The following is a 22,694-nucleotide window of genomic DNA, read 5'->3' as shown; positions in this document are numbered from 1 at the left end:
AGCTTGCTCGCGATGACGGTGTATCAGTGCCAGAAATGTCGACTGGCACGCCGCTATCGCGAGCAAGCTCGCTCCCACAGTGTTTTGTGTGGGGCAGGATCGGCGGTTGTTCAAATAATCACCAATTGCCTTGCACCTCCCTCGACCCTTCTCTACAATTGCGCCCCTTGCTGTGATGGCAGGCACTCATGTGTCTAGCGTCCACAAGTCCATAAGTGTCATTCACTCCTTGTCTGACCGTTTTTGAGCGGCAGGCTACAACCCGTAAGGAGCATTCATGCGTCATTACGAAATCATCTTTTTGGTCCACCCGGATCAAAGCGAGCAAGTCGGCGGCATGGTTGAGCGTTACACCAAGCTGATCGAAGAAGACGGCGGCAAAATCCACCGTCTGGAAGATTGGGGCCGTCGTCAGCTGGCCTACGCAATCAACAATGTTCACAAGGCTCACTACGTGATGCTGAACGTTGAGTGCACTGGCAAGGCCCTGGCCGAGCTGGAAGACAACTTCCGCTACAACGATGCAGTGATCCGTAACCTGGTCATCCGTCGCGAAGAAGCCGTCACCGGCCAATCCGAGATGCTCAAGGCTGAAGAAAACCGCAGTGAGCGCCGTGAGCGTCGCGACCGTCCTGAGCACTCTGACAGCGCCGATGGCGATGACAGCGATAGCGACAGCGACAACAGCGATAACGCTGACGAGTAATCCACGGACCTTTTAAGGAGCCAATCACATGGCACGTTTCTTCCGTCGTCGTAAATTCTGCCGCTTCACCGCTGAAGACGTGAAAGAGATCGATTACAAAGATCTCAACACTCTGAAAGCCTACGTATCCGAGACCGGCAAAATCGTTCCAAGCCGTATCACCGGTACCAAAGCTCGTTATCAGCGTCAGCTGGCCACCGCTATCAAGCGCGCCCGCTTCCTGGCCCTGCTGGCCTACACCGACAGCCACGGCCGCTGAGACCGGGCAGTCGACGAGTAGTAAGGGATTGAATGCATGCGCGCCTTAGCTGACTTCATCATGCGGGGACGTGTGCAGGCCACGTTGGTTGTGGCCGGATCCGCGGCATTGCCGCTGTTGTTCTGGTTGAGTGCCGCCGCTGGGTGCCTTGTGCTCCTGCGGCGCGGTTCGGACGCCTTGAGCGTCCTGGGTATCGGGTTATTGTCAGCGTTGGTGAGCTGGTATTTCCTGAAGGACCCGACAACACTCCTGGTGTTGCTCGGGGCCGGTGGCCTGGCGTTGGTTCTGCGCGCCGGTCATACCTGGAACCGCGTGCTGCTGTGCAGCGTGGCCGTGGGGTTGTTGTGTGCGGTGAGCCTGGGAACTGTCTTCAGTTCCTTCATCGAGTCACTGGCGCAGACGTTCGAAGACGTCCTGCCGCTGGCGATGGGTGGGGTCTACGAGACATTCTCGGCAGACCAGAAGGCGCTTTTCACCGCTATGAGCGCTCCGCTGCTGATCATTTCGATAGCGTTATCGTCGCAGATCTTTAGCGTGCTGTGCCTGATTCTTGGGCGCTATTGGCAGGCGTCGTTGTATAACCCCGGTGGTTTCGGTCGCGAATTTCGCGCCATCCGATTCCCCAAAAGCGTGGCGCTGTCACTACTGGCCGTCATGTGTGTGGCTCCGTTTTTCGGGCTGCATGCACTGATCCTGTCGCCGTTGTGCAGTGTACCGCTGGTCTTCGCCGGCCTGGCCCTGATTCATGGGCTGGTGGCGCAGAAACGACTGGCCACGTTCTGGCTGGTGGGGATGTACGTGACGTTGTTGCCTTTCATGCACTTGCTCGGTCCGTTGCTCGTGGTCATGGCCATCGTCGACAGCCTGATTGATTTTCGCGGTCGTATGGCGCCGAAAGACGCCGACAACGCGAACGGTGAAGGTTAAAAGTTAGAGGATTTTCACATGCAACTGATCCTTCTGGAAAAAGTCACCAACCTGGGCAACCTGGGTGACAAAGTAAACGTTAAGGCCGGTTACGGTCGTAACTACCTGCTGCCTTACGGCAAAGCCACCGCTGCGACGGCTGCCAACCTGGCTGCGTTCGAAGAGCGTCGTGCTGAGCTGGAAAAAGCTGCCGCAGACCGTAAAACCTCGGCTGAAAGCCGTGCTGCCCAACTGGCCGAGCTGGAAGTGACCATCACTGCCACCGCTGGCGACGAAGGCAAGCTGTTCGGTTCGATCGGTACTCACGACATCGCTGACGCACTGACCGCCTCCGGCGTTGAAGTTGCGAAAAGCGAAGTTCGTCTGCCGAACGGCACCATCCGCAACGTAGGCGAATTCGACGTAGCCGTGCACCTGCACGCCGAAGTTGAAGCCACCGTACGCGTTGTCGTGGTAGCAGCTTAAGCAACACCTGTCGGCTGGCACCCTCGGGTGCTTGCCGGTAACATCGGGCACGATCCTGTTTACAGGTCGTGCCCTTTGTCTTTCTGCAATTCCTGATTTTCATAACCAGAAGTGGCCATGAACGAAATCACCGCTCCCGAGCAATACGATCTGCAAACCGCTGCCCTGAAGGTGCCTCCGCATTCCATCGAGGCCGAACAGGCCGTGCTCGGTGGTCTGATGCTGGACAACAACGCCTGGGAACGCGTGCTCGATCAAGTCTCCGATGGCGATTTCTACCGGCATGACCACCGGCTGATTTTCCGTGCGATCGCCAAGCTGGCCGATCAGAACATGCCGATCGACGTCGTGACCCTGGCCGAGCAATTGGACAAGGAAGGGCAGACGTCTCAGGTCGGTGGCCTCGGTTACCTGGGCGAACTGGCGAAAAACACGCCGTCGGTCGCCAACATCAAGGCTTACGCGCAGATCGTGCGCGAGCGGGCGACCTTGCGCCAATTGATCGGCATCAGCACCGAAATCGCCGACAGCGCCTTCAACCCGGAAGGCCGCACCGCCGCCGAGATCCTTGACGAAGCCGAACGGCAGATCTTCCAGATCGCCGAGGCCCGCCCGAAAACCGGCGGCCCGGTCAGCGTCAACGACCTGTTGACCAAGGCGATCGACCGTATCGACACCTTGTTCAATACTGACAACGCCATCACCGGCCTGTCCACCGGCTACACCGACCTCGACGAGAAGACCAGCGGCCTGCAGCCGTCCGACCTGATTATCGTCGCCGGCCGTCCGTCCATGGGGAAAACCACCTTTGCGATGAACCTGGTGGAAAACGCCGTGCTGCGCAGCGAAAAGGCTGTCCTGGTGTACTCCCTCGAGATGCCAGGCGAATCGCTGATCATGCGTATGCTCTCGTCTCTGGGGCGTATCGACCAGACCAAGGTTCGTTCCGGCCAACTGGAAGACGACGACTGGCCGCGCCTCACCTCGGCGGTCAACCTGCTCAACGACCGCAAGCTGTTCATCGACGATACGGCTGGTATCAGCCCATCGGAAATGCGCGCCCGGACCCGTCGCCTGGTGCGTGAGCACGGTGAGGTAGGGTTGATCATGATCGACTACCTGCAACTGATGCAGATCCCCGGTTCCAGCGGCGACAACCGGACCAACGAGATTTCCGAAATCTCCCGTTCCCTCAAGGCCCTGGCCAAGGAATTCAACTGCCCGGTGGTGGCTCTTTCCCAGTTGAACCGCTCCCTGGAACAGCGCCCCAACAAGCGTCCGGTGAACTCCGACTTGCGGGAATCCGGAGCGATCGAGCAGGACGCCGACGTCATCATGTTCGTGTATCGCGACGAGGTGTATCACCCCGAGACGGAGCACAAGGGCATCGCCGAAATCATCATCGGCAAGCAGCGGAACGGCCCGATCGGCTTCATCCGCCTGGCGTTCATCGGTAAATACACCCGGTTCGAGAACCTGGCGCCGGGTAGCTACAATTTTGATGACGACGAGTAAGCTCTTCATCGTCTGATCCGGCCTCATCGTCGGAACGCCGCCCGGAGCAGGCTCGCTCCCACCTTGGAATACATTCCTCTGTGGGAGCGAGCTTGCTCGCGAAAGGTGCGCCACCAATTTCCGACCATAGCCGTCGGAATTGGTTATTTTTTGTGCTATATTCCGCGCCCGCGATTTTTCATCTTTTATACCGGTTATCGACATGCAAGCAGCCAAGCCGTTATTTGACTATCCCAAGTACTGGGCCGAATGTTTCGGTCCGGCGCCATTCCTGCCCATGAGCAGGGAGGAGATGGATCAGCTCGGCTGGGATTCGTGCGACATCATCATCGTGACCGGTGATGCCTACGTCGATCACCCGTCGTTCGGCATGGCGATCATTGGCCGTTTGCTGGAAGCCCAGGGCTTTCGCGTCGGGATCATTGCCCAGCCGAACTGGCAGTCCAAAGACGACTTCATGAAGCTTGGCGAGCCCAACCTGTTTTTCGGTGTCGCGGCCGGCAACATGGACTCGATGATCAACCGCTACACCGCCGACAAGAAAATTCGCTCCGATGACGCCTACACCCCGGGCGGCATGGCGGGCAAACGGCCGGACCGCGCGAGCCTGGTCTACAGCCAGCGCTGCAAGGAAGCCTACAAACATGTGCCGATCGTGCTGGGTGGCATCGAAGCGTCGCTGCGCCGTATCGCTCACTACGATTACTGGCAGGACCGTGTCCGCAACTCGATCCTGATCGACGCCTGCGCCGACATCCTGCTCTACGGCAATGCCGAGCGGGCGATTGTCGAAGTCGCCCAGCGCCTGTCCTACGGCCACAAGATCGAAGACATCACCGACGTGCGCGGCACGGCCTTCATCCGTCGTGATACGCCGAAAGACTGGTACGAAGTCGACTCCACGCGCATCGACCGTCCGGGCAAGATCGACAAGATCATCAACCCGTATGTGAACACCCAGGACACGCAAGCCTGCGCCATCGAGCAGGAGAAGGGTCCGGTCGAGGACCCGAGCGAAGCCAAGGTCGTGCAGATCCTGGCGAGCCCGAAAATGACCCGCGACAAGACCGTGATCCGTCTGCCATCGGTGGAGAAGGTTCGTGGCGACGCGGTGCTCTACGCTCACGCCAACCGCGTGCTTCACCTGGAAACCAACCCAGGCAATGCCCGCGCCCTGGTGCAGAAGCACGGCGAAGTCGACGTCTGGTTCAACCCGCCACCCATTCCGATGACCACCGAAGAAATGGACTACGTGTTTGGCATGCCTTACGCACGCGTCCCCCATCCGGCGTATGGCAAGGAGAAGATCCCGGCCTACGAGATGATCCGTTTCTCGGTGAACATCATGCGTGGCTGCTTCGGTGGCTGCACGTTCTGCTCGATCACCGAGCACGAAGGCCGGATCATCCAGAACCGTTCCGAAGAGTCGATCATTCGCGAGATCGAAGAGATCCGCGACAAGGTCCCGGGTTTCACCGGAGTCATTTCCGACCTCGGCGGCCCGACCGCGAACATGTATCGCATTGCCTGCAAGAGCCCGGAAATCGAATCCGCGTGCCGCAAGCCGTCGTGCGTGTTCCCCGGCATCTGCCCGAACCTGAACACTGACCATTCTTCGTTGATCCAGCTGTACCGCAGCGCCCGGGCCTTGCCTGGGGTGAAGAAGATCCTGATTGCCTCTGGCCTGCGTTACGACCTGGCGGTCGAGTCGCCGGAATATGTCAAGGAGCTGGTGACCCACCACGTCGGCGGTTACCTGAAGATCGCTCCGGAGCACACCGAGGAAGGCCCGCTCAACCAGATGATGAAGCCGGGCATCGGCAGCTATGACAAATTCAAGCGGATGTTCGAGAAGTACACCAAGGAAGCCGGGAAAGAGCAGTACCTGATTCCGTACTTCATCGCCGCCCACCCGGGCACCACCGACGAAGACATGATGAACCTGGCGCTGTGGCTCAAGGGCAATGGTTTCCGCGCCGATCAGGTGCAGGCGTTCTATCCGTCGCCAATGGCCACGGCGACCGCCATGTACCACTCGGGCAAGAACCCGCTGCGCAAGGTCACCTACAAGAGCGACGCGGTGACCATCGTCAAGAGCGAGGAGCAGCGCCGCCTGCACAAGGCCTTCCTGCGCTATCACGACCCCAAGGGCTGGCCGATGCTGCGCGAAGCGCTGACCCGCATGGGCCGCGCCGACCTGATCGGGCCGGGCAAGAACCAATTGATTCCGTTGCACCAGCCGGCCACCGACAGCTACCAGAGCGCCCGTCGCAAGAACTCGACGCCAGCCGGCAGCCACAAGGTAGGCAAGGAAACCACCAAGATCCTGACCCAGCACACCGGCCTGCCACCGCGCGCCAGCGACGGCGGCAACCCATGGGACAAGCGCGAGCAGGCCAAGGCTGCGGCATTCGCCCGCAACCAGCAGGCCGCCAAGGAACGCAAGGACGCCGCCAAGGGCAAAGGACCGAAACCGGCGCGCAAGCCTGTCGTGCCGCGCTGATCGCCCTGCCACCTCGCAAAACGCCAGCCTAAGTGCTGGCGTTTTGCTTTCTAGCGGCGGTGCTGGCCGTTTGTTATCGTGGCGCCCGCCAATGTCAGTCAATTAAGTGCAGTCAAGCTGGACACAGCCCTTGTGGCGAGGGAGCTTGCTCCCGCTCGGCGGCGAAGCCGTCGTAAACCGGCTGGCACGGTCTGTCTGGGAAAGCTGCATGGGTTTGTTTGGGGCTGCTCCCTCGCCACAGGGTTCAGTGTGGATAAAGTCTCACCCTCCGATTCTCAAGGACGATTCATATGAGCACTCCGTTACCCGGCATCGGCATGGACAACAGCATCTCCCAGTTGATGGCCCGTCGCCGCATAGAAAGTCAAATCAACCTGCCACGGTTGTTCGCCGCCATTGATGCCGATCCAAGCATCGTCGGCGCGGGTGTGGTGTATATCGATGCTGAGTTCAATGTATTGACTTTGCGTGAGTTCAAGCCGATTTGCAGCATCAAGCCTAAACGGATCATCTTGCGCGAGGCGCAGAAATATATAGCGCCGGAGCAATTTGCCCAGCAGGTACAGAGCAATCCACGTGAGTCGCGTCTAGTTATTGAGGCGGTGAACACGACACTTTCTTGTGCGGGAGCGGTAATCAGTTGGGTCGTGATTGCCAGTGGAACCATCCTGGTCCCTTTCAGTGCCGGAGCCAGTGGTGTGATGGTGGCAATTGCCTGGACAGCTGCGGGAGCGAGCAGCCTCCAGTGCGTCAATGGACTTGTTCGCACCAGCCTCGAAGTTGCCAGCCCCCAAACGAATGACTGGCTGGACAGTGAGGCATGGTATCAAAACGCCTCAATAGGCTTGGATGCCGCTTCGTTGGTCGGCGTGGGGGCCTCTGCTTTGACGACAATCAAAATGGTCAGGGTTGCCAAGGCTTCGACCGGTAAAACTCTGCGCGAGGTCCTGCGGGGCTTGAACCGACAGGAGAGGGCTAAGCTGACCAAGGAATTGTTGAGTATCAATGATCCTCGTTTGACGTCAAAAATGCTCAAGTTGAAGCAACTTGCCGGTGAGTTACCCAAGCGCTTCACGGCCGCCGAACTCAAGCACGGCACTATTACCCAAATCAAGGATTCGCTTGGCGCAGCTATCGGGCTGAGCGGGAGCGCCCTATCAGGCAATGTCAAGACTATCGCTATTGGTCTGTACGAAGAGCTTGATGAATGAACAACGAACTTACACTTCGAGGCTTCTTCCAAAGGCATTTTCTTGGGTTTATTGCCGGTATCTTCGCGGCTTACATTTCAATTGCCTTGGCTATCTCACTGGCTTTCATAACCTATTTTCGATCATTGCCCCTAGCTGAAAGCGGCGTTTACATCATGCTGGGGGGCGCAGCGGTTACGCTGTTAGTGGCGCACGGTAACCTGATGGTCCTTTGGGGGCGACCGCGCTGGGTATGGTTGTTGGTTGGGGTATTCGTCTCCTGCCTGGTATTTGTCCTTCCGATGGTTGGTTACGCCCCTCATCGGGCGCTCTACGCTATGGCGGTATTATTCCCGGTGCTTGGCCTGTTGCTGCTGCAAAGCCAAAGGCAACGGGATATGCGTGACAAACTTGTCGCTATCCGCAGAAAGCGGGAGGCTCTGCGTGGCCCTCGATCATGAATGCGTAACGCTGCAAGCGTTTCGCTCCGTCAGGGCGTGCGCTGTCGTTGATGGCTTTAAGGAGATTGCGCCATGATCGGTGGTGGATCGCTGAAGCCATTCCTCGCCCGTTATTTTCCGGTTTTCATGGGGACGATCCTGCTGGGCTGCTTTTCCGGGTCCACGCTGCTTGTGTTGGCCGGGACCACTTATTGGCGTGCCCTGGAGCCGTCAGCCAGGACCGACTATGTCGGGCTCGGCACTTTGGCCCTGGTGATCGTTCTGGTCTTGGGCAACCTCTTGATCGCTCGCGGGCGCGCCTGGGCGGTCTGGTGGGTGGCGGGGTATTTCCTGGCCTGCCTGGCGGCGGTGCTGCCGACGTTCGCTTATCGACCGCATCAGGGTGTGTACCTATTCGCGGTGTTGTTGCCGCTGCTGGGGCTCTTGCTGCTCAACAGCAAGCGCCATCGGGAGATGCGCAGCAAACTCGTCGACATCCGCCGCCAACGCGCGCTGATCATCCAGGCCGCCAAGGCATCACGCCCGCGTCGCTGAGTCGATTTGCGCTGTCGGCGCCGCATTTATGTGCATTGCTTTGCAGATGAATTCGGGCAGCGCGCGTTTTTAGTGCTCTACTGCCTTGAGTAGACAAAGAAAGTGTCCGGCCTGCCTGCATGGCATAAGTCTTGCGCCGCTTTCGATAACGCCCAGGCTCGCAGGAGGCACGTCGTGTCGATTCATGTCGCATTGCATCACGTCACGCATTACCGCTACGACCGCGCCGTCGAGCTCGGCCCGCAGATCGTTCGCCTGCGCCCGGCGGCCCACAGCCGCACGCGGATTCTTTCCTATTCGCTGAAGGTTTCGCCCGAGCAGCATTTCATCAACTGGCAGCAGGACCCCCAGGGCAACTACCTGGCGCGGCTGGTGTTTCCCGAGAAAACCCGGGAGATGCGCATCGAAGTCGATCTGCTGGCGGAAATGGCGGTGTTCAATCCGTTCGACTTCTTTCTCGAGCCCTACGCCGAAAAGATCCCGTTCGCCTACGCGGCCGACGAGCGCAAGGAGTTGGCGCCTTACCTGGAAACCCTGCCGCTGACGCCGAAATTCCAGGCCTATCTGGACGGCATCGACCGCACGCCGTTGCCTGCGGTGGATTTTTTGGTGGCGCTCAACCAGCGCCTGAGCGAAGACATCAACTACCTGATTCGCATGGAGCCGGGCGTGCAGACCCCGGAGCACACCCTTGAGCACGCATCCGGCTCTTGCCGCGACTCGGCCTGGCTGTTGGTGCAGCTGTTGCGCAACCTTGGCTTGGCCGCGCGTTTCGTTTCCGGTTACCTGATCCAGTTGACTGCCGATGTGAAAAGCCTTGATGGCCCGTCCGGCACCGACGTGGACTTCACCGACCTGCATGCCTGGTGCGAGGTCTACCTGCCCGGTGCTGGCTGGATCGGCCTGGATGCGACATCCGGGTTGTTCGCCGGTGAAGGCCACATCCCGTTGGCCTGTAGTCCCGATCCGTCCTCGGCGGCCCCGATCAGTGGCTTGGTGGAGCCTTGCGAGTGTGAGTTCAGCCACGAAATGTCCGTCGAGCGGGTCTGGGAAGCACCGCGGGTGACCAAGCCTTACACCGACGCACAGTGGCTGGCGATCCAGGCACTGGGGCGCCAGATCGATGCCGACCTGTTGGAAGGCGACGTGCGCCTGACCATGGGGGGCGAACCGACCTTTGTCTCCATCGATGACCCGGATGGCGCCGAGTGGAACACCGCGGCACTCGGGCCGGACAAGCGCCGGCTCTCCGCCGAGCTGTTCCAGCGCATGCGCAAGCACTATGCGCCCAAGGGGCTGGTGCATTTCGGCCAGGGCAAGTGGTACCCCGGCGAGCAATTGCCGCGCTGGTCGCTCAATTGCTATTGGCGGCGCGACGGGGTGCCGATCTGGCACAACAGCGCGTTGATCGCCGATGAGCAGGAGGACTACGGCGCCGATGGCGAACTGGCCGGACGTTTCCTGGCGAGCGTTGCCGAGCGTTTGAAAATTCCTGCGCGCTTCGTGTTTCCGGCCTACGAAGACAACTTCTATTACCTCTGGCGCGAAGGTGCATTGCCTTCGAATGTCACGGCCGAGGACCCACGCCTGGAGGACGCCCTGGAGCGTGCACGGTTGCGCAAGGTCTTCAACCAAGGCCTGGACAAGGTCATCGGCCAGGTCCTGCCGCTGGCCCGCACCGCCAAGGGCGATCAATGGCAAAGCGGTCGCTGGTACCTGCGTGACAGTCACTGCCGCCTGGTGCCGGGGGATTCGCCCCTGGGCTATCGCTTGCCACTGGCGTCCCAGCCTTGGGTGACGGCGGCCGAGTACCCGTTCATCCACCCCACCGACCCGAACCAGGACTTGCCCGTGCTGCCCGGCACCGAGCAACTGGCGCGTCACGGCGAGCCGGCGACCGAGCAGGAGCATGTCCCGGAGATCGACAAATCCGCCGACTGGCTGACCCGCACGGCTTTCTGCGCCGAGGCCCGCGAAGGTCGGCTGTACCTGTTCATGCCGCCACTGGAGCGGGTCGAGGATTACCTGGAACTGGTCAGCGCCATCGAGGCGACGGCTGAGGAGCTGCACTGTCCGGTGCTGTTGGAGGGCTACGAGCCGCCGAGCGACCCGCGCCTGGGCAATTTCCGCATCACCCCCGACCCCGGTGTGATCGAGGTCAACGTGCAGCCTTCGGCGACCTGGGATGAGTTGGTCGAGCGCACTGAATTTTTATACGAAGAAGCGCGACAGACCCGGCTGACCACCGAGAAATTCATGATCGATGGCCGGCACACAGGCACCGGCGGCGGTAACCATTTCGTACTGGGTGGCGCGACACCGGCTGACTCTCCGTTTCTGCGGCGTCCCGACCTGCTGCGCAGCCTGATCAGTTACTGGCATAACCATCCGTCGTTGTCCTACCTGTTTTCCGGATTGTTCATCGGCCCGACCTCCCAGGCACCTCGCGTGGACGAGGCGCGCAACGACGCGTTGTACGAGCTGGAAATCGCTTTCGCGCAAATGCCACAGCCCGGCGAGGAATGCCCGCCGTGGTTGGTCGATCGCCTGTTGCGCAACCTGTTGATCGACGTGACCGGCAATACCCACCGTGCCGAATTCTGCATAGACAAGCTCTATTCGCCGGACGGCGCCACCGGGCGTCTCGGCCTGTTGGAGTTGCGTGCTTTCGAGATGCCACCCCACGCCCGCATGAGCCTGGCCCAGCAATTACTGCTGCGGGCGCTGGTGGCGCGGTTCTGGCGCGAGCCTTATGCGCCGGCGAAACTGGCGCGCTGGGGCACCGAGCTGCATGACCGGTTCCTGTTGCCGCACTTTATCGAGCAGGATTTTGCCGACGTCATCCATGAGCTGAATGCCGCCGGCTACCCGCTGCGGGCCGAGTGGTTCGCTGCGCACCTGGAGTTCCGCTTCCCCAAGGTGGGCGATTACGCGGTCAGCGGTATCGAGCTGCAATTGCGCCAGGCCCTCGAGCCTTGGCATGTGCTGGGGGAAGAGGGCGCGGTGGGCGGCACCGTGCGTTATGTGGATTCCTCCCTGGAGCGCTTGCAGGTCAAGCTCAGCGGCCTGGCGCCGCAACGCTACCTGCTGACCTGCAATGGCGTACCGGTGCCTTTGCAACCCACCGGCCGGGTCGGCGAGTTCGTCGCCGGGGTGCGTTTCCGCGCCTGGCAACCGGCCAACTGCCTGCAACCGACCATCCCGGTGCATGCGCCGCTGGTCTTCGATTTGCTCGACACCTGGATGCAACGTTCCGTGGGCGGCTGCCAGTATCACGTGGCCCATCCGGGCGGGCGTAACTACGACAGCTTGCCGGTGAATGCCAACGAGGCCGAAAGCCGGCGGATGGCGCGTTTCTTCCGTATCGGACATACGCCAGGGAAACTTCCGATACCCAGCCTGGCCATGGATGACGAGTTTCCGCTCACACTCGATCTGCGACGCTTTCCAGGGGCTTCAATGTAGGAGCTGTGTAGGAGCTGTCGAGTGCAACGAGGCTGCGATCTTTCCCCGGACACTTGAGTCCCAAGCGAAAGATCAAAAGATCGCAGCCTCCGGCAGCTCCTACAGGGCACGACCCAGCGTCTGGTCACACTCTTCCACCTATCCGGGCGTCATGCGCTTGCGCTAGTCTCACCTTTTATTGCCGTCTGCCGAGCTTTCCATGCCTGACCTGCTTGACCGTTACCCGCTGACGACGGGCACCTATCACGAACTGTTGGACGACAACGGTGCGGTGCGTCCGCACTGGCGGCGGTTGTTCGATCAGTTGCAGCGCAGCACGCCGGCTCACCTGATCCAGCGTCAGGCGCTGCTGGCTCGGCAGATCCAGGAAAACGGTGTCACCTATAACGTCTACGCCGATCCGAAGGGCGCCGACCGGCCGTGGGAGCTGGACCTGCTGCCCCACGTGATCGACCCGCAGGAATGGAAACATCTGTCGGCCGGGATCGCCCAGCGTGCGCGGCTGCTCAATGCGGTTCTGGCCGACCTGTATGGGCCACAGCGGCTGATCAGCGAAGGGCTGCTGCCGGCGGAGCTGGTATTCGGGCACAACAATTTTCTTTGGCCCTGCCAGGGCATTGCCCCACCGGATGGCAGCTTCCTGCACTTGTATGCGGTGGATCTGGCGCGCACGCCCGATGGCCGATGGTGGGTCACGGCGGATCGGACCCAGGCGCCTTCGGGGGCCGGTTATGCGCTGGAAAATCGCATGATCGTTTCCCGCGCGTTCCCCGAGCTGTATCGCGACCTGAGGGTGCGCCACCTGTCCGGGTTCTTCCGCACCTTGCAGGAAACCCTGGCACGACAGGCGCCCAGCGACGGTGAGTCGCCACTGGTGGTGCTGTTGACGCCGGGGCGGTTCAACGAAAGTTATTTCGAGCATCTTTATCTGGCACGCCAGCTTGGCTATCCGCTGGTGGAGGGGGGCGACCTGACCGTGCGGGACGCCACGGTCTACCTCAAGACCCTCAGCGGCCTGCGCCGGGTTCACGCCATCATGCGCCGGCTCGACGACGATTTCTGCGATCCCCTGGAGCTGCGTACCGATTCAGCCCTCGGCGTGCCGGGACTGCTGGAAGCGGTGCGCCAGGGCCGTGTGCTGGTGGCCAATGCCTTGGGCAGCGGCGTGCTGGAGTCACCGGGCCTGTTGGGGTTCCTGCCGAAGATCAACCAGTATCTGTTCGGCGAGGAATTGATACTACCGTCCATCGCCACCTGGTGGTGCGGTGAGCCGCCGGTGCTGGCCCAGGCCCTGGAAAAGCTGCCGCAACTGTTGATCAAGCCGGCGTTTCCTTCCCAAAGCTTCACCCCGGTGTTCGGCCGGGACCTGAACGAGGCGCAGCGCGGCCAACTGGCGGCGCGCATGCAGGCTCGGCCCTATGCCTATGTCGCCCAGGAGCTGGCGCAACTGTCCCAGGCCCCGGTCTGGCAGGCCGAAGACGGGCACATCCAGCCTCGGGCCATTGGCATGCGCGTGTATGCCGTGTCCGGGAAGGATGATTATCGGGTGCTGTCGGGTGGCCTGACCCGCGTGGCTGCCGAGGCCGACGCCGAAGTGGTGTCGATGCAGCGCGGCGGCGCCAGCAAGGACACTTGGGTGTTGGGCGAGCAGGCCCCCGGTGGTGAACAATGGACGGCCCAGCGAACCGTAGGCGTCCACGACCTGGTTCGACGCGATCCGTACCTGCCGTCGCGGGTGGTGGAAAACCTGTTCTGGTTCGGCCGTTACTGCGAACGCTGCGACGACAGCGCGCGGCTGCTGCGGATCATGTTGGGGCGTTACGTCGATGGCGACGACCCGCAGGCCCTGCAGTCGGCGGTGTCCCTGGGCGAAAGCCTGATGCTGCTGCCTGAGGAGGGCGAGCTGCACGAGCGTTTGCTGGCGGCGCTGTTGGGGGACGACTGGTCGTTCAGCCTGCGCTCCAACCTGCAGCGCTTGCAGTGGGCGGCCTCGCAGGTTCGCGGCAAGCTGTCCCGGGAGAACTGGCAGGCGCTGGTGGAGTTGCAGCGCGAAGCGATGGAGCTGGAAACCGAGGAACCGGATTTCGGTGAGTTGCTGGATTTCCTCAATCGGCTGGTGATGTCCCTGGCGGCGTTGTCCGGATTTGCCTTGGACGACATGACCCGCGACGAGGGCTGGCGCTTCTTGATGATTGGCCGGCGCCTGGAACGCTTGCAGTTCCTCAGCAGCAGCCTGGCGGCGTTTTTGCGCAGCGATGCAGTGTTCGACCAGGCTGGGCTTGAGTGGCTGCTGGAACTGGGCAACAGCAGCATCACCTACCGGTCGCGCTACCTGGCGGTGGCGCAACTGATCCCGGTGCTGGATCTGTTGTTGCTGGACGAACAGAACCCCCACGCGGTGCTTTTCCAGTTAAAGCTGGTGGCCCGCACGCTCAAACGCCTGAACGACGATTTTGGCGCACCGAAGGAAACGGCCTTGCCAGAATTGGTGACGCGTCTTTCTCGCTTTGACTTGCGTTGCCTGGAAAATCCCCTGTTTGGTGAGGCCAGCCTGCGCGCAGCACTTGATGGGCTGGCCGACCTATTGCAGGAAGTGGCCGATGTCGGTGGCCAGGTATCCGATCGCCTGGCCTTGCGTCATTTCGCCCACGTCGATGACGTCAGCCAACGCACGGTGTCCGTCTGATGAGCGCTCGTTACCAGATCCTCCACGACACCCATTACCACTATGACAGCCCGGTGTCCCTGGCCCAGCAGCTTGCCCATCTGTGGCCGCGCGCCTGTGACTGGCAGCGTTGCACCGAACAGCAGTTGCTGATCAGCCCGGAGCCGACGACCCGTCGCGATGAGCAGGATGTGTTCGGCAACCCGCTGACCCGCCTGGCCTTCGAACGCCCCCACGACGAGCTGCTGGTCAATGCTCGCCTCAGCGTTGAGGTGCTGTCTCGCCCCGCGCTGGACTTCAACCTGTCCCCGGCCTGGGAGTCGACCTGCAACGCGCTGACCTACAGCGGCCGGCCACTGGCGGCGCCATTGCTGGAGGCGTGCCGTTTTCGTTTCGAGTCGCCGTATGTGCACCTCAAGCGCAGCTTCGTCGAGTTTTCCGAAAGTTGCTTCCCGCCGGGGCGACCGTTGATGGTTGGCGTGCGGGCGCTGATGGAAAAGATTTTCGATGAGTTCACCTTCGATGCCGAGGCCACCCAGGTGGCCACGCCGCTGGTGGAGGTGCTGGAGCGGCGGCGGGGCGTGTGCCAGGACTTCGCCCACTTGATGCTGGCCTGCGTGCGTTCTCGCGGGCTGGCGGCGCGTTACGTCAGTGGCTACCTGCTGACCCAGCCGCCACCCGGCCAACCAAGGCTGATTGGCGCCGATGCGTCCCATGCCTGGGTCTCGGTGTATTGCCCGGTATTGGGTTGGGTGGACTTCGACCCGACCAACAACGTCCAGCCGGCCTTGGAACACATCACGCTGGCCTGGGGCCGGGATTTTTCCGATGTGTCGCCGTTGCGGGGAGTGATCCTGGGCGGCGGCAATCATGATCCCGAGGTACGGGTGACGGTGATGCCGCTGGAGTCATGATCGCTGTGTGGAAAATGTGGGAGCAAGCTCGGCTCCCACAGATTGTGTGTCCTATGGATGATGAGGTTTTCCCATGTTCCCGGTTTCCATCAAAGGCGTGCTGCAATCCCCCGAAGGCCTGGTCGTGCTGATGCTCAACGAACGGGACGAATGGGAACTGCCCGGTGGACGGATCGAGCTGGGCGAAACGGCGCCGCAGTGCCTGGCACGGGAGATCGATGAGGAGCTGGCGGTTGAGGTAAGTGTGGGGGAGCCGCTGGATTCGTACTTGTTCGAGGTCATTCCCGGCAAGCATGTCTTCATCTCCACGTACCGCTGCCAGTTGCTGGGCGGTTTCGTGCCGATGATCAGCCATGAGCACAAGCAGATCGGGTTGTTCGAGCCTGGCCAATTGCCGGCCAATCTACCTGCAGGCTATCGCCTGTCGATTATCAAGGCGCTGGGATTGTGAGGGCCGGCAGTGGGACTGCCGGCCCTGGACACAGAACCGGGGGGCCGGATCGAATCATCGGGCCCAGGGGGTATCAGGCGTCGGGCGCCTGATCTTTCGGTGCATCAACATCATCTTCTGCCGCCACTTCGCCTTCGGCATCCGGGGTCAGTGCGGCTTCTTCTTCAGCTGTGGCTTTCTTGCGCTGCAGCTTTTCCTCTTTCTTCTGCTCCTTGGCCAAGTCTCTTTGACGTTTGGCGAAGGAATAATTGGGTTTGGCCATGGGCGATCCTCTGGGGTCGAAGGTGAGGTTGAGCGGCGCATATTCTGCCCTGTATCGGGGCCGAGCCGTTAGCTGGGTTTTTGTTCGGCCCACTTTGGCTGCACTGACGGTTGCCATTCGTCCAGCGCATCGAGCAGGTTCTGCGCTGATTCGCTCACTTGCAGCATGTCACGATGGGGCGCGCGCACGAAGCCTTCGCCGACGATATGATCGAGAAAACCGGTGAGCTTGCTGTAGAAACCGTTCACTTCCAGCAGCCCCAGCGGTTTGCCGTGGTAGCCGAGCTGGCCCCAGGTCCAGACTTCGAACAACTCCTCCAGCGTGCCGAGGCCGCCGGGCAGGGCGATGAAGGCATCGCTGAGTTCGGCCATGCGTGCCTTGCGGGCGTGCATGCCGTCCACCACTTCCAGGCGGGTCAGGCCGCTGTGGCCGATTTCCTTGTCCTTGAGGCTTTGCGGGATGATGCCGACGACCTCGCCGCCGGCCGCCAGGGCCGCGTCAGCGACGATCCCCATCAGGCCGACGGCACCGCCGCCGTAGACCAGGGTCAATTTTCGTTCCGCCAATGCCCGGCCCAGGGCCTGCGCCGCTTCACGATACGCTGGATCGGTGCCGGTGCTGGCGCCGCAAAATACACAAACAGACGCGATGGACATGCTTTACTCCATGATCAGTAACCGACCCAGAGTAAAGCCTGGTCTTGGTCGCGCAAAGCGATTAAACCTCGCGTTGAGGTTTTTCGTAGGTGCCACTGGCGCCGCAGGCGTAGGCGGCGAGCAAGCTGCATAACAGGCTGTTGACGTTCATGATGGGCGCTCCCGAGAGGTGGTGAGGCCGATCATAGAGCGGTGTCATCCCTCTGGTTGGTTGATTGTGTCCATCAGGCTGATAGCCTTAAGTTGTATACAATCTTTGATTCAGGTCATAGGAACTTGTCTGAAATTCAGGCAGTCTTCCCCTTTGACGGATTTTTGTTAACCATGCCTTGGAGATTCACGATGTTTGCCAAACTTGTTGCAGTATCTCTGTTGACGCTGGCCAGCAGCCAACTGATGGCAGCGGAGTGCAAGACCACCATCGACTCGACCGACCAGATGTCCTTCAACACCAAGGCCATCGAGATCGACAAGAGCTGCAAGACGTTCACCGTAGAATTGACGCATTCGGGCAGTTTGCCGAAAAACGTCATGGGCCATAACTGGGTGCTGAGCAAAGAGGCTGACATGCAGCCGATCGCCACCGATGGCCTGGGCGCTGGCATCGACAAGAATTACCTGAAGGAAGGTGATACTCGCATCATCGCCCACACCAAGGTCATCGGAGCCGGGGAAAAAGACTCGGTGACCTTCGACGTGTCTAAACTGGCTGCCGGTGAGGCATACGGTTTCTTCTGCTCGTTCCCGGGCCACATCTCGATGATGAAAGGCACCGTTACCCTGAAATAATCAGCTTCAGGCACAAAAAAGCGGCGCTTCTTTCAGAAATGGGAAGCGCCGTTTTTTTGGGTTTTTTTCGGTGGGTGTCTGGTTGTTTTGGGGTGTATATCCGTTTTTTGCGTAACGGATATACACACCAACCCACGCCCCTCAGCCATCGCGAGCAAGCCCGCTCCCACAGTGATTACCCGTTACGGAGCGTAAGGCATCACCCGCTTGTGCTCAGTCTTGCGATAAGTCTCGCAAATGATCCTGAACGCCTCGTCCCGCACAGGCTCGCCGTGCAGGAACGCATCGATCTCGGCGTAGGTCACGCCGTGGGAGGCTTCGTCCGGCTTGCCTGGGGACAGGTCCTCAAGGTCGGCCGTGGGGATTTTTTCCACCAGCGACTCCGGCGCACCAAAGTCACGGGCAATGGCCCGGACCTGGTTTTTCACCAGGCCACTCAACGGCGCCAGGTCGCAGGCGCCATCACCGAACTTGGTGAAGAAACCCATCACCGCTTCGGCGGCATGGTCGGTGCCGATCACCAGGCCGTGCTCGGTGCCCGCGATGGTGTATTGCGCCACCATGCGCATCCTCGCCTTGGTATTGCCCAGCACGAAATCCCGCGAGACCGCTGCCTTGCCTTCGAACGCCGCGACTTGATCGGCCAAGGCCTTGACCGCCGGGCCGATGTTGACGGTATGGCGCTCGTCCGGGTCGATGAAGTCCACACAGGCTTGGGCTTCATGCTCGTCGAACTGGGTTTCGTACGGCAGGCGCACGGCGATGAACTTGTAGGCGGCGTTACCGGTTTTCTCCCGCAGTTCGCGCATGGCACGTTGGGCCAGCAGCCCGGCGGTCAACGAGTCAACGCCACCGCTGATGCCCAGCACGAGGGACTTGAGTCCGGAGTTGACCAGGCAATCCTGAATAAAGCTCACCCGACGGGCGATTTCGGCCTTGAGGGCCGCGTCATCGGTGAACGGCGGCTGGACCTTGAGCTGTTCAGCAATCTCACGCTGTACGGCTTGCATGAATTCACTCCTTGCTTGATGTGTCAGAAAGGGCGGCAGGTACTTGGAAAACATGTCGCATGTAGGCGACGAAATTCGGGTCTTTGCAGTGGGTCTTGCCGGGCTCGTCTGAAATCTTGGCCACGGGTTGCCCGTCACAGCTGATCATTTTAAGCACGATGCTCATCGGCTCTACACCTGGAATGTCACACGTCAGGTTGGTGCCAATACCGAAGCTGACATTAATGCGACCACGCAATGCCCGAAAAATCTCCAGGCATTTGGGCAATGTCAGGCTATCGGAGAACACCAGGGTCTTGCTCATCGGGTCGATGCCGAGCTTGTGATAGTGGGCAATGGCTTTTTCGGCCCAGATCACCGGGTCGCCCGAGTCATGGCGCAAACCGTCGAACAGCTTGGCGAAGAACAGATCGAAATCCTTGAGGAAGGCGTCCATGGTGATGCAATCGGTCAGGGCGATCCCCAGCAGGCCCCGGTACTCGCGCACCCAGCAATCGAGGGCGGCGATCTGGCTGTCGATCAGTCGCGGGCCCAGTTGCTGGTGGGCCATGATCCACTCATGGGCCATGGTGCCCAGGGGCTTCATGTCCAGTTCCCGGGACAGGTGCACGTTACTGGTGCCGACGAAGCGCCCGGGGAAATCGTGCTTGAGCACGTTGACCACTTCTTCCTGGACGCGGAAGGAAAAACGACGACGGGTGCCGAAGTCCGCGACTTGCAGTTCGGACAGTTCTTCGGCGCTGGCGTTGGCGCTCAGCCAGTCGAACTTGCGATAAAGCTGTTCCCGCGCCTGTTCCAGGACGATTTCACGATAGCGATAACGATTGCGTACCTCGCTGACGATGGCCAGCAGCGGCACTTCGAACAGAATGACGTGCAGCCACGGCCCGCGCAGGCGGATGAACAACTCGCCGTTTTCGATACCGGTGTGCACGTAGCGCAGGTTGAAGCGAAACAGGCCCAGGAAACGCAGGAAGTCCGGCTTCATAAAGCTGATGCGCTCCAGGAAACCCAACTGGTCGGCGCTCAGGCTCAACTCGGCCAGGCGCTCGATCTGAAAGCGGATCTCCGCCAGGTACGGGCGCAGGTCTTCGCTGTTGCGGCAGCGAAATTCCCATTCGACTTCGACGTTGGGGTAGTTGTGCAACACCGCCTGCATCATCGTCAGTTTGTAGAAGTCGGTGTCGAGCAGGTTCTGCACGATACGATCGGCAAATACGCTCTCGCTCATAGGGTTCTCCAGACAGGCCGCAGCCGTGGGCAGCGAGGTTCGGCGGTTTGTAGTGAAAGGGCTAGTGGCGCATAACCGTGGTGGGTATTGCCAGTGTTTTGTGTCAGCTGCCGCTATTGCGGTGCATCCGGGTTGTCGATCTGCTCCAGCATCCACTCCACAAAAAGCCGCACCTTGGGTACTTCCGCCGAATGTTCCGGATAGGCCAGGTAATAGGCATTGGTGCTGGGCATCGCGTGTTGCCAGGGGATGACCAGTTTGCCGTCGGCCAGTTCTTCTTCCACCAGAAACCGCGGCAGCAGGGCGACGCCGCAGCCGACCTGGGCGGCGCGGATGCACATGTAGAAAGTTTCGAAACGCGGCCCGTGGTAGCTGTGTTCGGTGTGATAGCCCTGATTGTCGAACCAATCGTGCCAGGCCTGGGGCCGTGAGGCGTTTTGCAGCAGCACCAGCTCGGCCAGTTGGGTCGGGTCGGTGAAGGGCTGGTCAGGCAGGCTGCCGGGCGCGCAGACCGGTACCAGTTCTTCGCCAAACAGTTTCAGGGATTCGGTGCCGGGGCGCGAGCCTTGGCCGAAATAGAACGCCAGGTCGCTGCGCCCTTGCAGCAAATCGTCGGCCTCCTGCTCGCTGCACAGATCCAGATGAATCTTCGGATGCCGCAATCGCCAGCCCTTCAAGCGTGGGACCAACCAGCGGGCGCCGAAGGTCGGGGGCGTGGAAACGCGCAGGACTTCGGTGTCGCCGCCGTAGGAGCGCAGGTAATGGGTAGACATTTCCACCTGCGTGAGGATTTTTCGCACTTCCCCCAGGTACAAATCACCGGCTGGCGTCAGCTGCAAGCGTCGGCGCACGCGCCGGAACAGCAAGTGCTGCAGCAACTCTTCCAGTTGCGCGACCTGTTTGCTGACGGCGCTCTGGGTCAGGTTCAGCTCTTCGGCGGCACGGGTGAAGCTCAAGTGGCGGGTCACCGCTTCGAAGCATTGCAGCGCCGTGATCGACGGCAAGTAGCGTTTATTGAGCATGATGAGGCCTTATTTCTTGTGGCTCTGCTTATCCGGTCATGGCCAGCATGAATAAACGGAATGATATCTCGCTTAAAGGTCGTTTGTTGGCAAGTCTCGAGCCAGCTACAACTACAGGTCTGATCAGTCGCATTCGTCCGGCTGCCAATCCTTTGTCTTTCGTGTGAGGAAATTTTCCATGGTTGCTGCATTGCTTGATCGCTTGGGCGTCGACTCGGCCCTGTACCAGAACGGCACACAACCGGTGCATTCGCCCATCGATGGCAGCCGTATCGGCGCCGTGAACTGGGAAGGCGCGGCTGAAGTCGAGCAGCAGGTCAGTCGTGCCGAACACGCCTTCGACCTGTGGCGCCAGGTGCCGGCCCCGCGTCGCGGCGAGCTGGTGCGTCAATTTGGCGACCTGTTGCGTGAATACAAGGCCGACCTTGGCGAGCTGGTGTCGTGGGAAGCCGGCAAGATCACCCAGGAAGGCCTGGGTGAAGTGCAAGAGATGATCGACATCTGCGACTTCGCCGTCGGCCTGTCTCGCCAGCTGTACGGCCTGACCATCGCCTCCGAGCGTCCGGGCCACCACATGCGTGAGTCCTGGCATCCGCTGGGCGTGGTCGGGGTGATCAGTGCCTTCAACTTCCCCGTGGCGGTCTGGGCCTGGAACACCACGCTGGCCCTGGTGTGCGGCAACGCGGTGATCTGGAAACCGTCGGAAAAGACCCCGCTCACCGCCCTGGCGTGCCAGGCGCTGTTCGAGCGCGTGCTGAAGAACTTCAGCGATGCACCGCCGTACCTGAGCCAGGTGATCATTGGTGGTCGCGATGCCGGTGAAGCGCTGGTGGATGACCCGCGCGTGGCCTTGATCAGCGCCACCGGCAGCACCCGCATGGGCCGCGAAGTGGCGCCGAAAGTCGCCGCGCGTTTCGCCCGCAGCATTCTGGAACTGGGCGGCAACAACGCCATGATCCTGGCCCCGAGCGCCGATCTGGACATGGCCGTGCGCGCCATCCTGTTCAGCGCCGTCGGCACCGCCGGCCAGCGTTGCACCACCCTGCGCCGGCTGATTGCCCATGAATCGGTGAAGGATGAAATCGTCACCCGCCTCAAGGCCGCCTATTCGAAAGTGCGCATCGGCCATCCGCTGGAAGGCAACCTGGTCGGGCCGCTGATCGACAAGCACAGCTTCGACAGCATGCAGGATGCGCTGGAGCAGGCCTTGAGCGAAGGCGGGCGAGTCTTTGGTGGCAAGCGCCAGCTTGAAGACCAGTTCCCGAATGCCTATTACGTCTCGCCAGCCATCGTCGAGATGCCCGAGCAGAGCGATGTGGTGCGCCACGAAACCTTCGCACCGATCCTGTACGTGGTCGGCTACAAGGACTTTGCCGAGGCCTTGCACCTGAACAACTCCGTGCCCCAGGGCCTGTCGTCCTGCATCTTCACCACCGACGTGCGTGAAGCCGAGCAATTCATGTCGGCCGTGGGCAGCGACTGCGGCATCGCCAACGTCAACATCGGCCCGAGCGGCGCGGAGATCGGCGGCGCATTCGGGGGCGAAAAAGAAACCGGTGGCGGTCGCGAATCCGGCTCCGACGCCTGGCGCGGCTACATGCGCCGCCAGACCAACACCGTGAACTACTCGCTGGAGTTGCCATTGGCGCAGGGGATTACCTTCGACTGA

At 60.9% G+C, this 22,694-nt stretch carries 20 protein-coding genes; 15 read left to right on the top strand and 5 right to left on the bottom strand.

Annotated features, from left to right (window positions below; genetic code table 11):
• The first annotated feature begins 277 nt into the window (after positions 1 to 277).
• The 13 genes from rpsF to KGA89_RS06430 all read left to right on the top strand — a co-directional run bounded on the left by rpsF (position 278) and on the right by KGA89_RS06430 (position 16,055).
• Complete coding sequence (gene rpsF, locus KGA89_RS06490) at positions 278 to 706, top strand: 30S ribosomal protein S6 (RefSeq protein WP_003186395.1); 429 nt, start codon at positions 278 to 280, stop codon at positions 704 to 706.
• A gap of 28 nt (positions 707 to 734) precedes the next feature.
• On the top strand, positions 735 to 965 hold the full coding sequence (rpsR, locus tag KGA89_RS06485; RefSeq protein ID WP_002551829.1) for a 30S ribosomal protein S18: 231 nt from the start codon (positions 735 to 737) through the stop codon (positions 963 to 965).
• 36 nt (positions 966 to 1,001) lie between these two features.
• Positions 1,002 to 1,892, top strand: a complete 891-nt coding sequence (locus KGA89_RS06480; RefSeq protein ID WP_223470947.1) for a hypothetical protein — start codon at positions 1,002 to 1,004, stop codon at positions 1,890 to 1,892.
• 18 nt (positions 1,893 to 1,910) lie between these two features.
• Positions 1,911 to 2,357: a 50S ribosomal protein L9 gene (rplI, locus tag KGA89_RS06475; protein WP_003197251.1), complete on the top strand. Its 447-nt coding sequence runs from the start codon at positions 1,911 to 1,913 to the stop codon at positions 2,355 to 2,357.
• A 117-nt stretch (positions 2,358 to 2,474) separates the two neighbouring features.
• A complete protein-coding gene (gene dnaB / locus KGA89_RS06470; RefSeq protein ID WP_014336312.1) occupies positions 2,475 to 3,872 on the top strand; it encodes a replicative DNA helicase in 1,398 nt (465 codons plus the stop codon).
• A gap of 202 nt (positions 3,873 to 4,074) precedes the next feature.
• Positions 4,075 to 6,375, top strand: a complete 2,301-nt coding sequence (locus KGA89_RS06465; protein ID WP_057448265.1) for a YgiQ family radical SAM protein — start codon at positions 4,075 to 4,077, stop codon at positions 6,373 to 6,375.
• Between the two features lie 290 nt (positions 6,376 to 6,665).
• A complete protein-coding gene (locus KGA89_RS06460; RefSeq protein ID WP_223470945.1) occupies positions 6,666 to 7,586 on the top strand; it encodes an NAD synthetase in 921 nt (306 codons plus the stop codon).
• A complete protein-coding gene (locus tag KGA89_RS06455) occupies positions 7,583 to 8,026 on the top strand; it encodes a hypothetical protein (protein WP_223470943.1) in 444 nt (147 codons plus the stop codon). Before KGA89_RS06460 ends, KGA89_RS06455 begins: the two co-directional genes overlap by 4 nt.
• Before the next feature lie 72 nt (positions 8,027 to 8,098).
• A complete protein-coding gene (locus KGA89_RS06450; RefSeq protein ID WP_223470941.1) occupies positions 8,099 to 8,560 on the top strand; it encodes a hypothetical protein in 462 nt (153 codons plus the stop codon).
• Positions 8,561 to 8,734: 174 nt separating this feature from the next.
• Positions 8,735 to 12,025 (top strand): DUF2126 domain-containing protein, encoded by a 3,291-nt coding sequence (locus KGA89_RS06445; protein ID WP_223470940.1) that lies wholly within the window; start codon positions 8,735 to 8,737, stop codon positions 12,023 to 12,025.
• Positions 12,026 to 12,224: 199 nt separating this feature from the next.
• Positions 12,225 to 14,711 carry a circularly permuted type 2 ATP-grasp protein gene (locus KGA89_RS06440; RefSeq protein WP_223470939.1) on the top strand — a complete coding sequence of 829 codons (2,487 nt, stop codon included), beginning with the start codon at positions 12,225 to 12,227 and terminating at the stop codon, positions 14,709 to 14,711.
• Complete coding sequence (locus KGA89_RS06435; protein WP_223470938.1) at positions 14,711 to 15,604, top strand: transglutaminase N-terminal domain-containing protein; 894 nt, start codon at positions 14,711 to 14,713, stop codon at positions 15,602 to 15,604. Before KGA89_RS06440 ends, KGA89_RS06435 begins: the two co-directional genes overlap by 1 nt.
• Before the next feature lie 73 nt (positions 15,605 to 15,677).
• Positions 15,678 to 16,055 carry an NUDIX hydrolase gene (locus tag KGA89_RS06430; protein WP_003197272.1) on the top strand — a complete coding sequence of 126 codons (378 nt, stop codon included), beginning with the start codon at positions 15,678 to 15,680 and terminating at the stop codon, positions 16,053 to 16,055.
• 73 nt (positions 16,056 to 16,128) lie between these two features.
• Here KGA89_RS06430 and KGA89_RS06425 read toward each other — a convergent pair whose 3' ends face one another.
• On the bottom strand, positions 16,129 to 16,317 hold the full coding sequence (locus KGA89_RS06425; RefSeq protein ID WP_003197274.1) for a hypothetical protein: 189 nt from the start codon (positions 16,315 to 16,317) through the stop codon (positions 16,129 to 16,131).
• Positions 16,318 to 16,385: 68 nt separating this feature from the next.
• Positions 16,386 to 16,973, bottom strand: coding sequence for a TIGR00730 family Rossman fold protein (locus KGA89_RS06420; RefSeq protein ID WP_214511439.1), 588 nt, complete (start codon positions 16,971 to 16,973; stop codon positions 16,386 to 16,388).
• Between the two features lie 342 nt (positions 16,974 to 17,315).
• On the opposite strand from KGA89_RS06420, the gene azu reads away from it, so the two are divergent.
• Positions 17,316 to 17,762 carry an azurin gene (azu, locus tag KGA89_RS06415; RefSeq protein WP_003197280.1) on the top strand — a complete coding sequence of 149 codons (447 nt, stop codon included), beginning with the start codon at positions 17,316 to 17,318 and terminating at the stop codon, positions 17,760 to 17,762.
• A gap of 182 nt (positions 17,763 to 17,944) precedes the next feature.
• Here azu and nadE read toward each other — a convergent pair whose 3' ends face one another.
• The 3 genes from nadE to KGA89_RS06400 form a co-directional block, all read right to left on the bottom strand.
• Positions 17,945 to 18,772, bottom strand: a complete 828-nt coding sequence (gene nadE, locus KGA89_RS06410; RefSeq protein WP_003197282.1) for an ammonia-dependent NAD(+) synthetase — start codon at positions 18,770 to 18,772, stop codon at positions 17,945 to 17,947.
• 4 nt (positions 18,773 to 18,776) lie between these two features.
• A complete protein-coding gene (gene pncB / locus KGA89_RS06405) occupies positions 18,777 to 20,003 on the bottom strand; it encodes a nicotinate phosphoribosyltransferase (RefSeq protein WP_003197284.1) in 1,227 nt (408 codons plus the stop codon).
• A gap of 113 nt (positions 20,004 to 20,116) precedes the next feature.
• Entirely contained in the window at positions 20,117 to 21,025 is a 909-nt protein-coding gene (locus KGA89_RS06400; protein WP_223470937.1) for a LysR family transcriptional regulator, read from the bottom strand.
• Positions 21,026 to 21,203: 178 nt separating this feature from the next.
• On the opposite strand from KGA89_RS06400, the gene KGA89_RS06395 reads away from it, so the two are divergent.
• Positions 21,204 to 22,694, top strand: coding sequence for an aldehyde dehydrogenase family protein (locus tag KGA89_RS06395; RefSeq protein WP_038857759.1), 1,491 nt, complete (start codon positions 21,204 to 21,206; stop codon positions 22,692 to 22,694).

The organism is Pseudomonas sp. A-RE-22, assembly GCF_019956035.1.
Taxonomy (GTDB): Bacteria; Pseudomonadota; Gammaproteobacteria; order Pseudomonadales; family Pseudomonadaceae; genus Aquipseudomonas; species Aquipseudomonas brassicacearum.
The sequence above is the reverse complement of the archived record's forward strand: the minus strand, read 5'-3'. Positions and strand labels throughout refer to the sequence as shown.

Excerpts from the sequence above, each read along its gene's own strand:
- KGA89_RS06450 (WP_223470941.1), top strand. The coding sequence starts at position 8,099 with ATGATCGGTGGTGGATCGCTGAAGCCATTCCTCGCCCGTTATTTTCCG.
- pncB (WP_003197284.1), bottom strand. The coding sequence starts at position 20,003 with ATGAGCGAGAGCGTATTTGCCGATCGTATCGTGCAGAACCTGCTCGAC.
- rplI (WP_003197251.1), top strand. The coding sequence starts at position 1,911 with ATGCAACTGATCCTTCTGGAAAAAGTCACCAACCTGGGCAACCTGGGT.
- KGA89_RS06440 (WP_223470939.1), top strand. The coding sequence starts at position 12,225 with ATGCCTGACCTGCTTGACCGTTACCCGCTGACGACGGGCACCTATCAC.
- KGA89_RS06460 (WP_223470945.1), top strand. The coding sequence starts at position 6,666 with ATGAGCACTCCGTTACCCGGCATCGGCATGGACAACAGCATCTCCCAG.
- KGA89_RS06480 (WP_223470947.1), top strand. The coding sequence starts at position 1,002 with ATGCGCGCCTTAGCTGACTTCATCATGCGGGGACGTGTGCAGGCCACG.
- azu (WP_003197280.1), top strand. The coding sequence starts at position 17,316 with ATGTTTGCCAAACTTGTTGCAGTATCTCTGTTGACGCTGGCCAGCAGC.
- KGA89_RS06395 (WP_038857759.1), top strand. The coding sequence starts at position 21,204 with ATGGTTGCTGCATTGCTTGATCGCTTGGGCGTCGACTCGGCCCTGTAC.
- KGA89_RS06455 (WP_223470943.1), top strand. The coding sequence starts at position 7,583 with ATGAACAACGAACTTACACTTCGAGGCTTCTTCCAAAGGCATTTTCTT.
- KGA89_RS06430 (WP_003197272.1), top strand. The coding sequence starts at position 15,678 with ATGTTCCCGGTTTCCATCAAAGGCGTGCTGCAATCCCCCGAAGGCCTG.
- rpsF (WP_003186395.1), top strand. The coding sequence starts at position 278 with ATGCGTCATTACGAAATCATCTTTTTGGTCCACCCGGATCAAAGCGAG.
- rpsR (WP_002551829.1), top strand. The coding sequence starts at position 735 with ATGGCACGTTTCTTCCGTCGTCGTAAATTCTGCCGCTTCACCGCTGAA.
- KGA89_RS06425 (WP_003197274.1), bottom strand. The coding sequence starts at position 16,317 with ATGGCCAAACCCAATTATTCCTTCGCCAAACGTCAAAGAGACTTGGCC.
- KGA89_RS06465 (WP_057448265.1), top strand. The coding sequence starts at position 4,075 with ATGCAAGCAGCCAAGCCGTTATTTGACTATCCCAAGTACTGGGCCGAA.
- KGA89_RS06435 (WP_223470938.1), top strand. The coding sequence starts at position 14,711 with ATGAGCGCTCGTTACCAGATCCTCCACGACACCCATTACCACTATGAC.
- KGA89_RS06420 (WP_214511439.1), bottom strand. The coding sequence starts at position 16,973 with ATGTCCATCGCGTCTGTTTGTGTATTTTGCGGCGCCAGCACCGGCACC.
- dnaB (WP_014336312.1), top strand. The coding sequence starts at position 2,475 with ATGAACGAAATCACCGCTCCCGAGCAATACGATCTGCAAACCGCTGCC.
- KGA89_RS06400 (WP_223470937.1), bottom strand. The coding sequence starts at position 21,025 with ATGCTCAATAAACGCTACTTGCCGTCGATCACGGCGCTGCAATGCTTC.
- nadE (WP_003197282.1), bottom strand. The coding sequence starts at position 18,772 with ATGCAAGCCGTACAGCGTGAGATTGCTGAACAGCTCAAGGTCCAGCCG.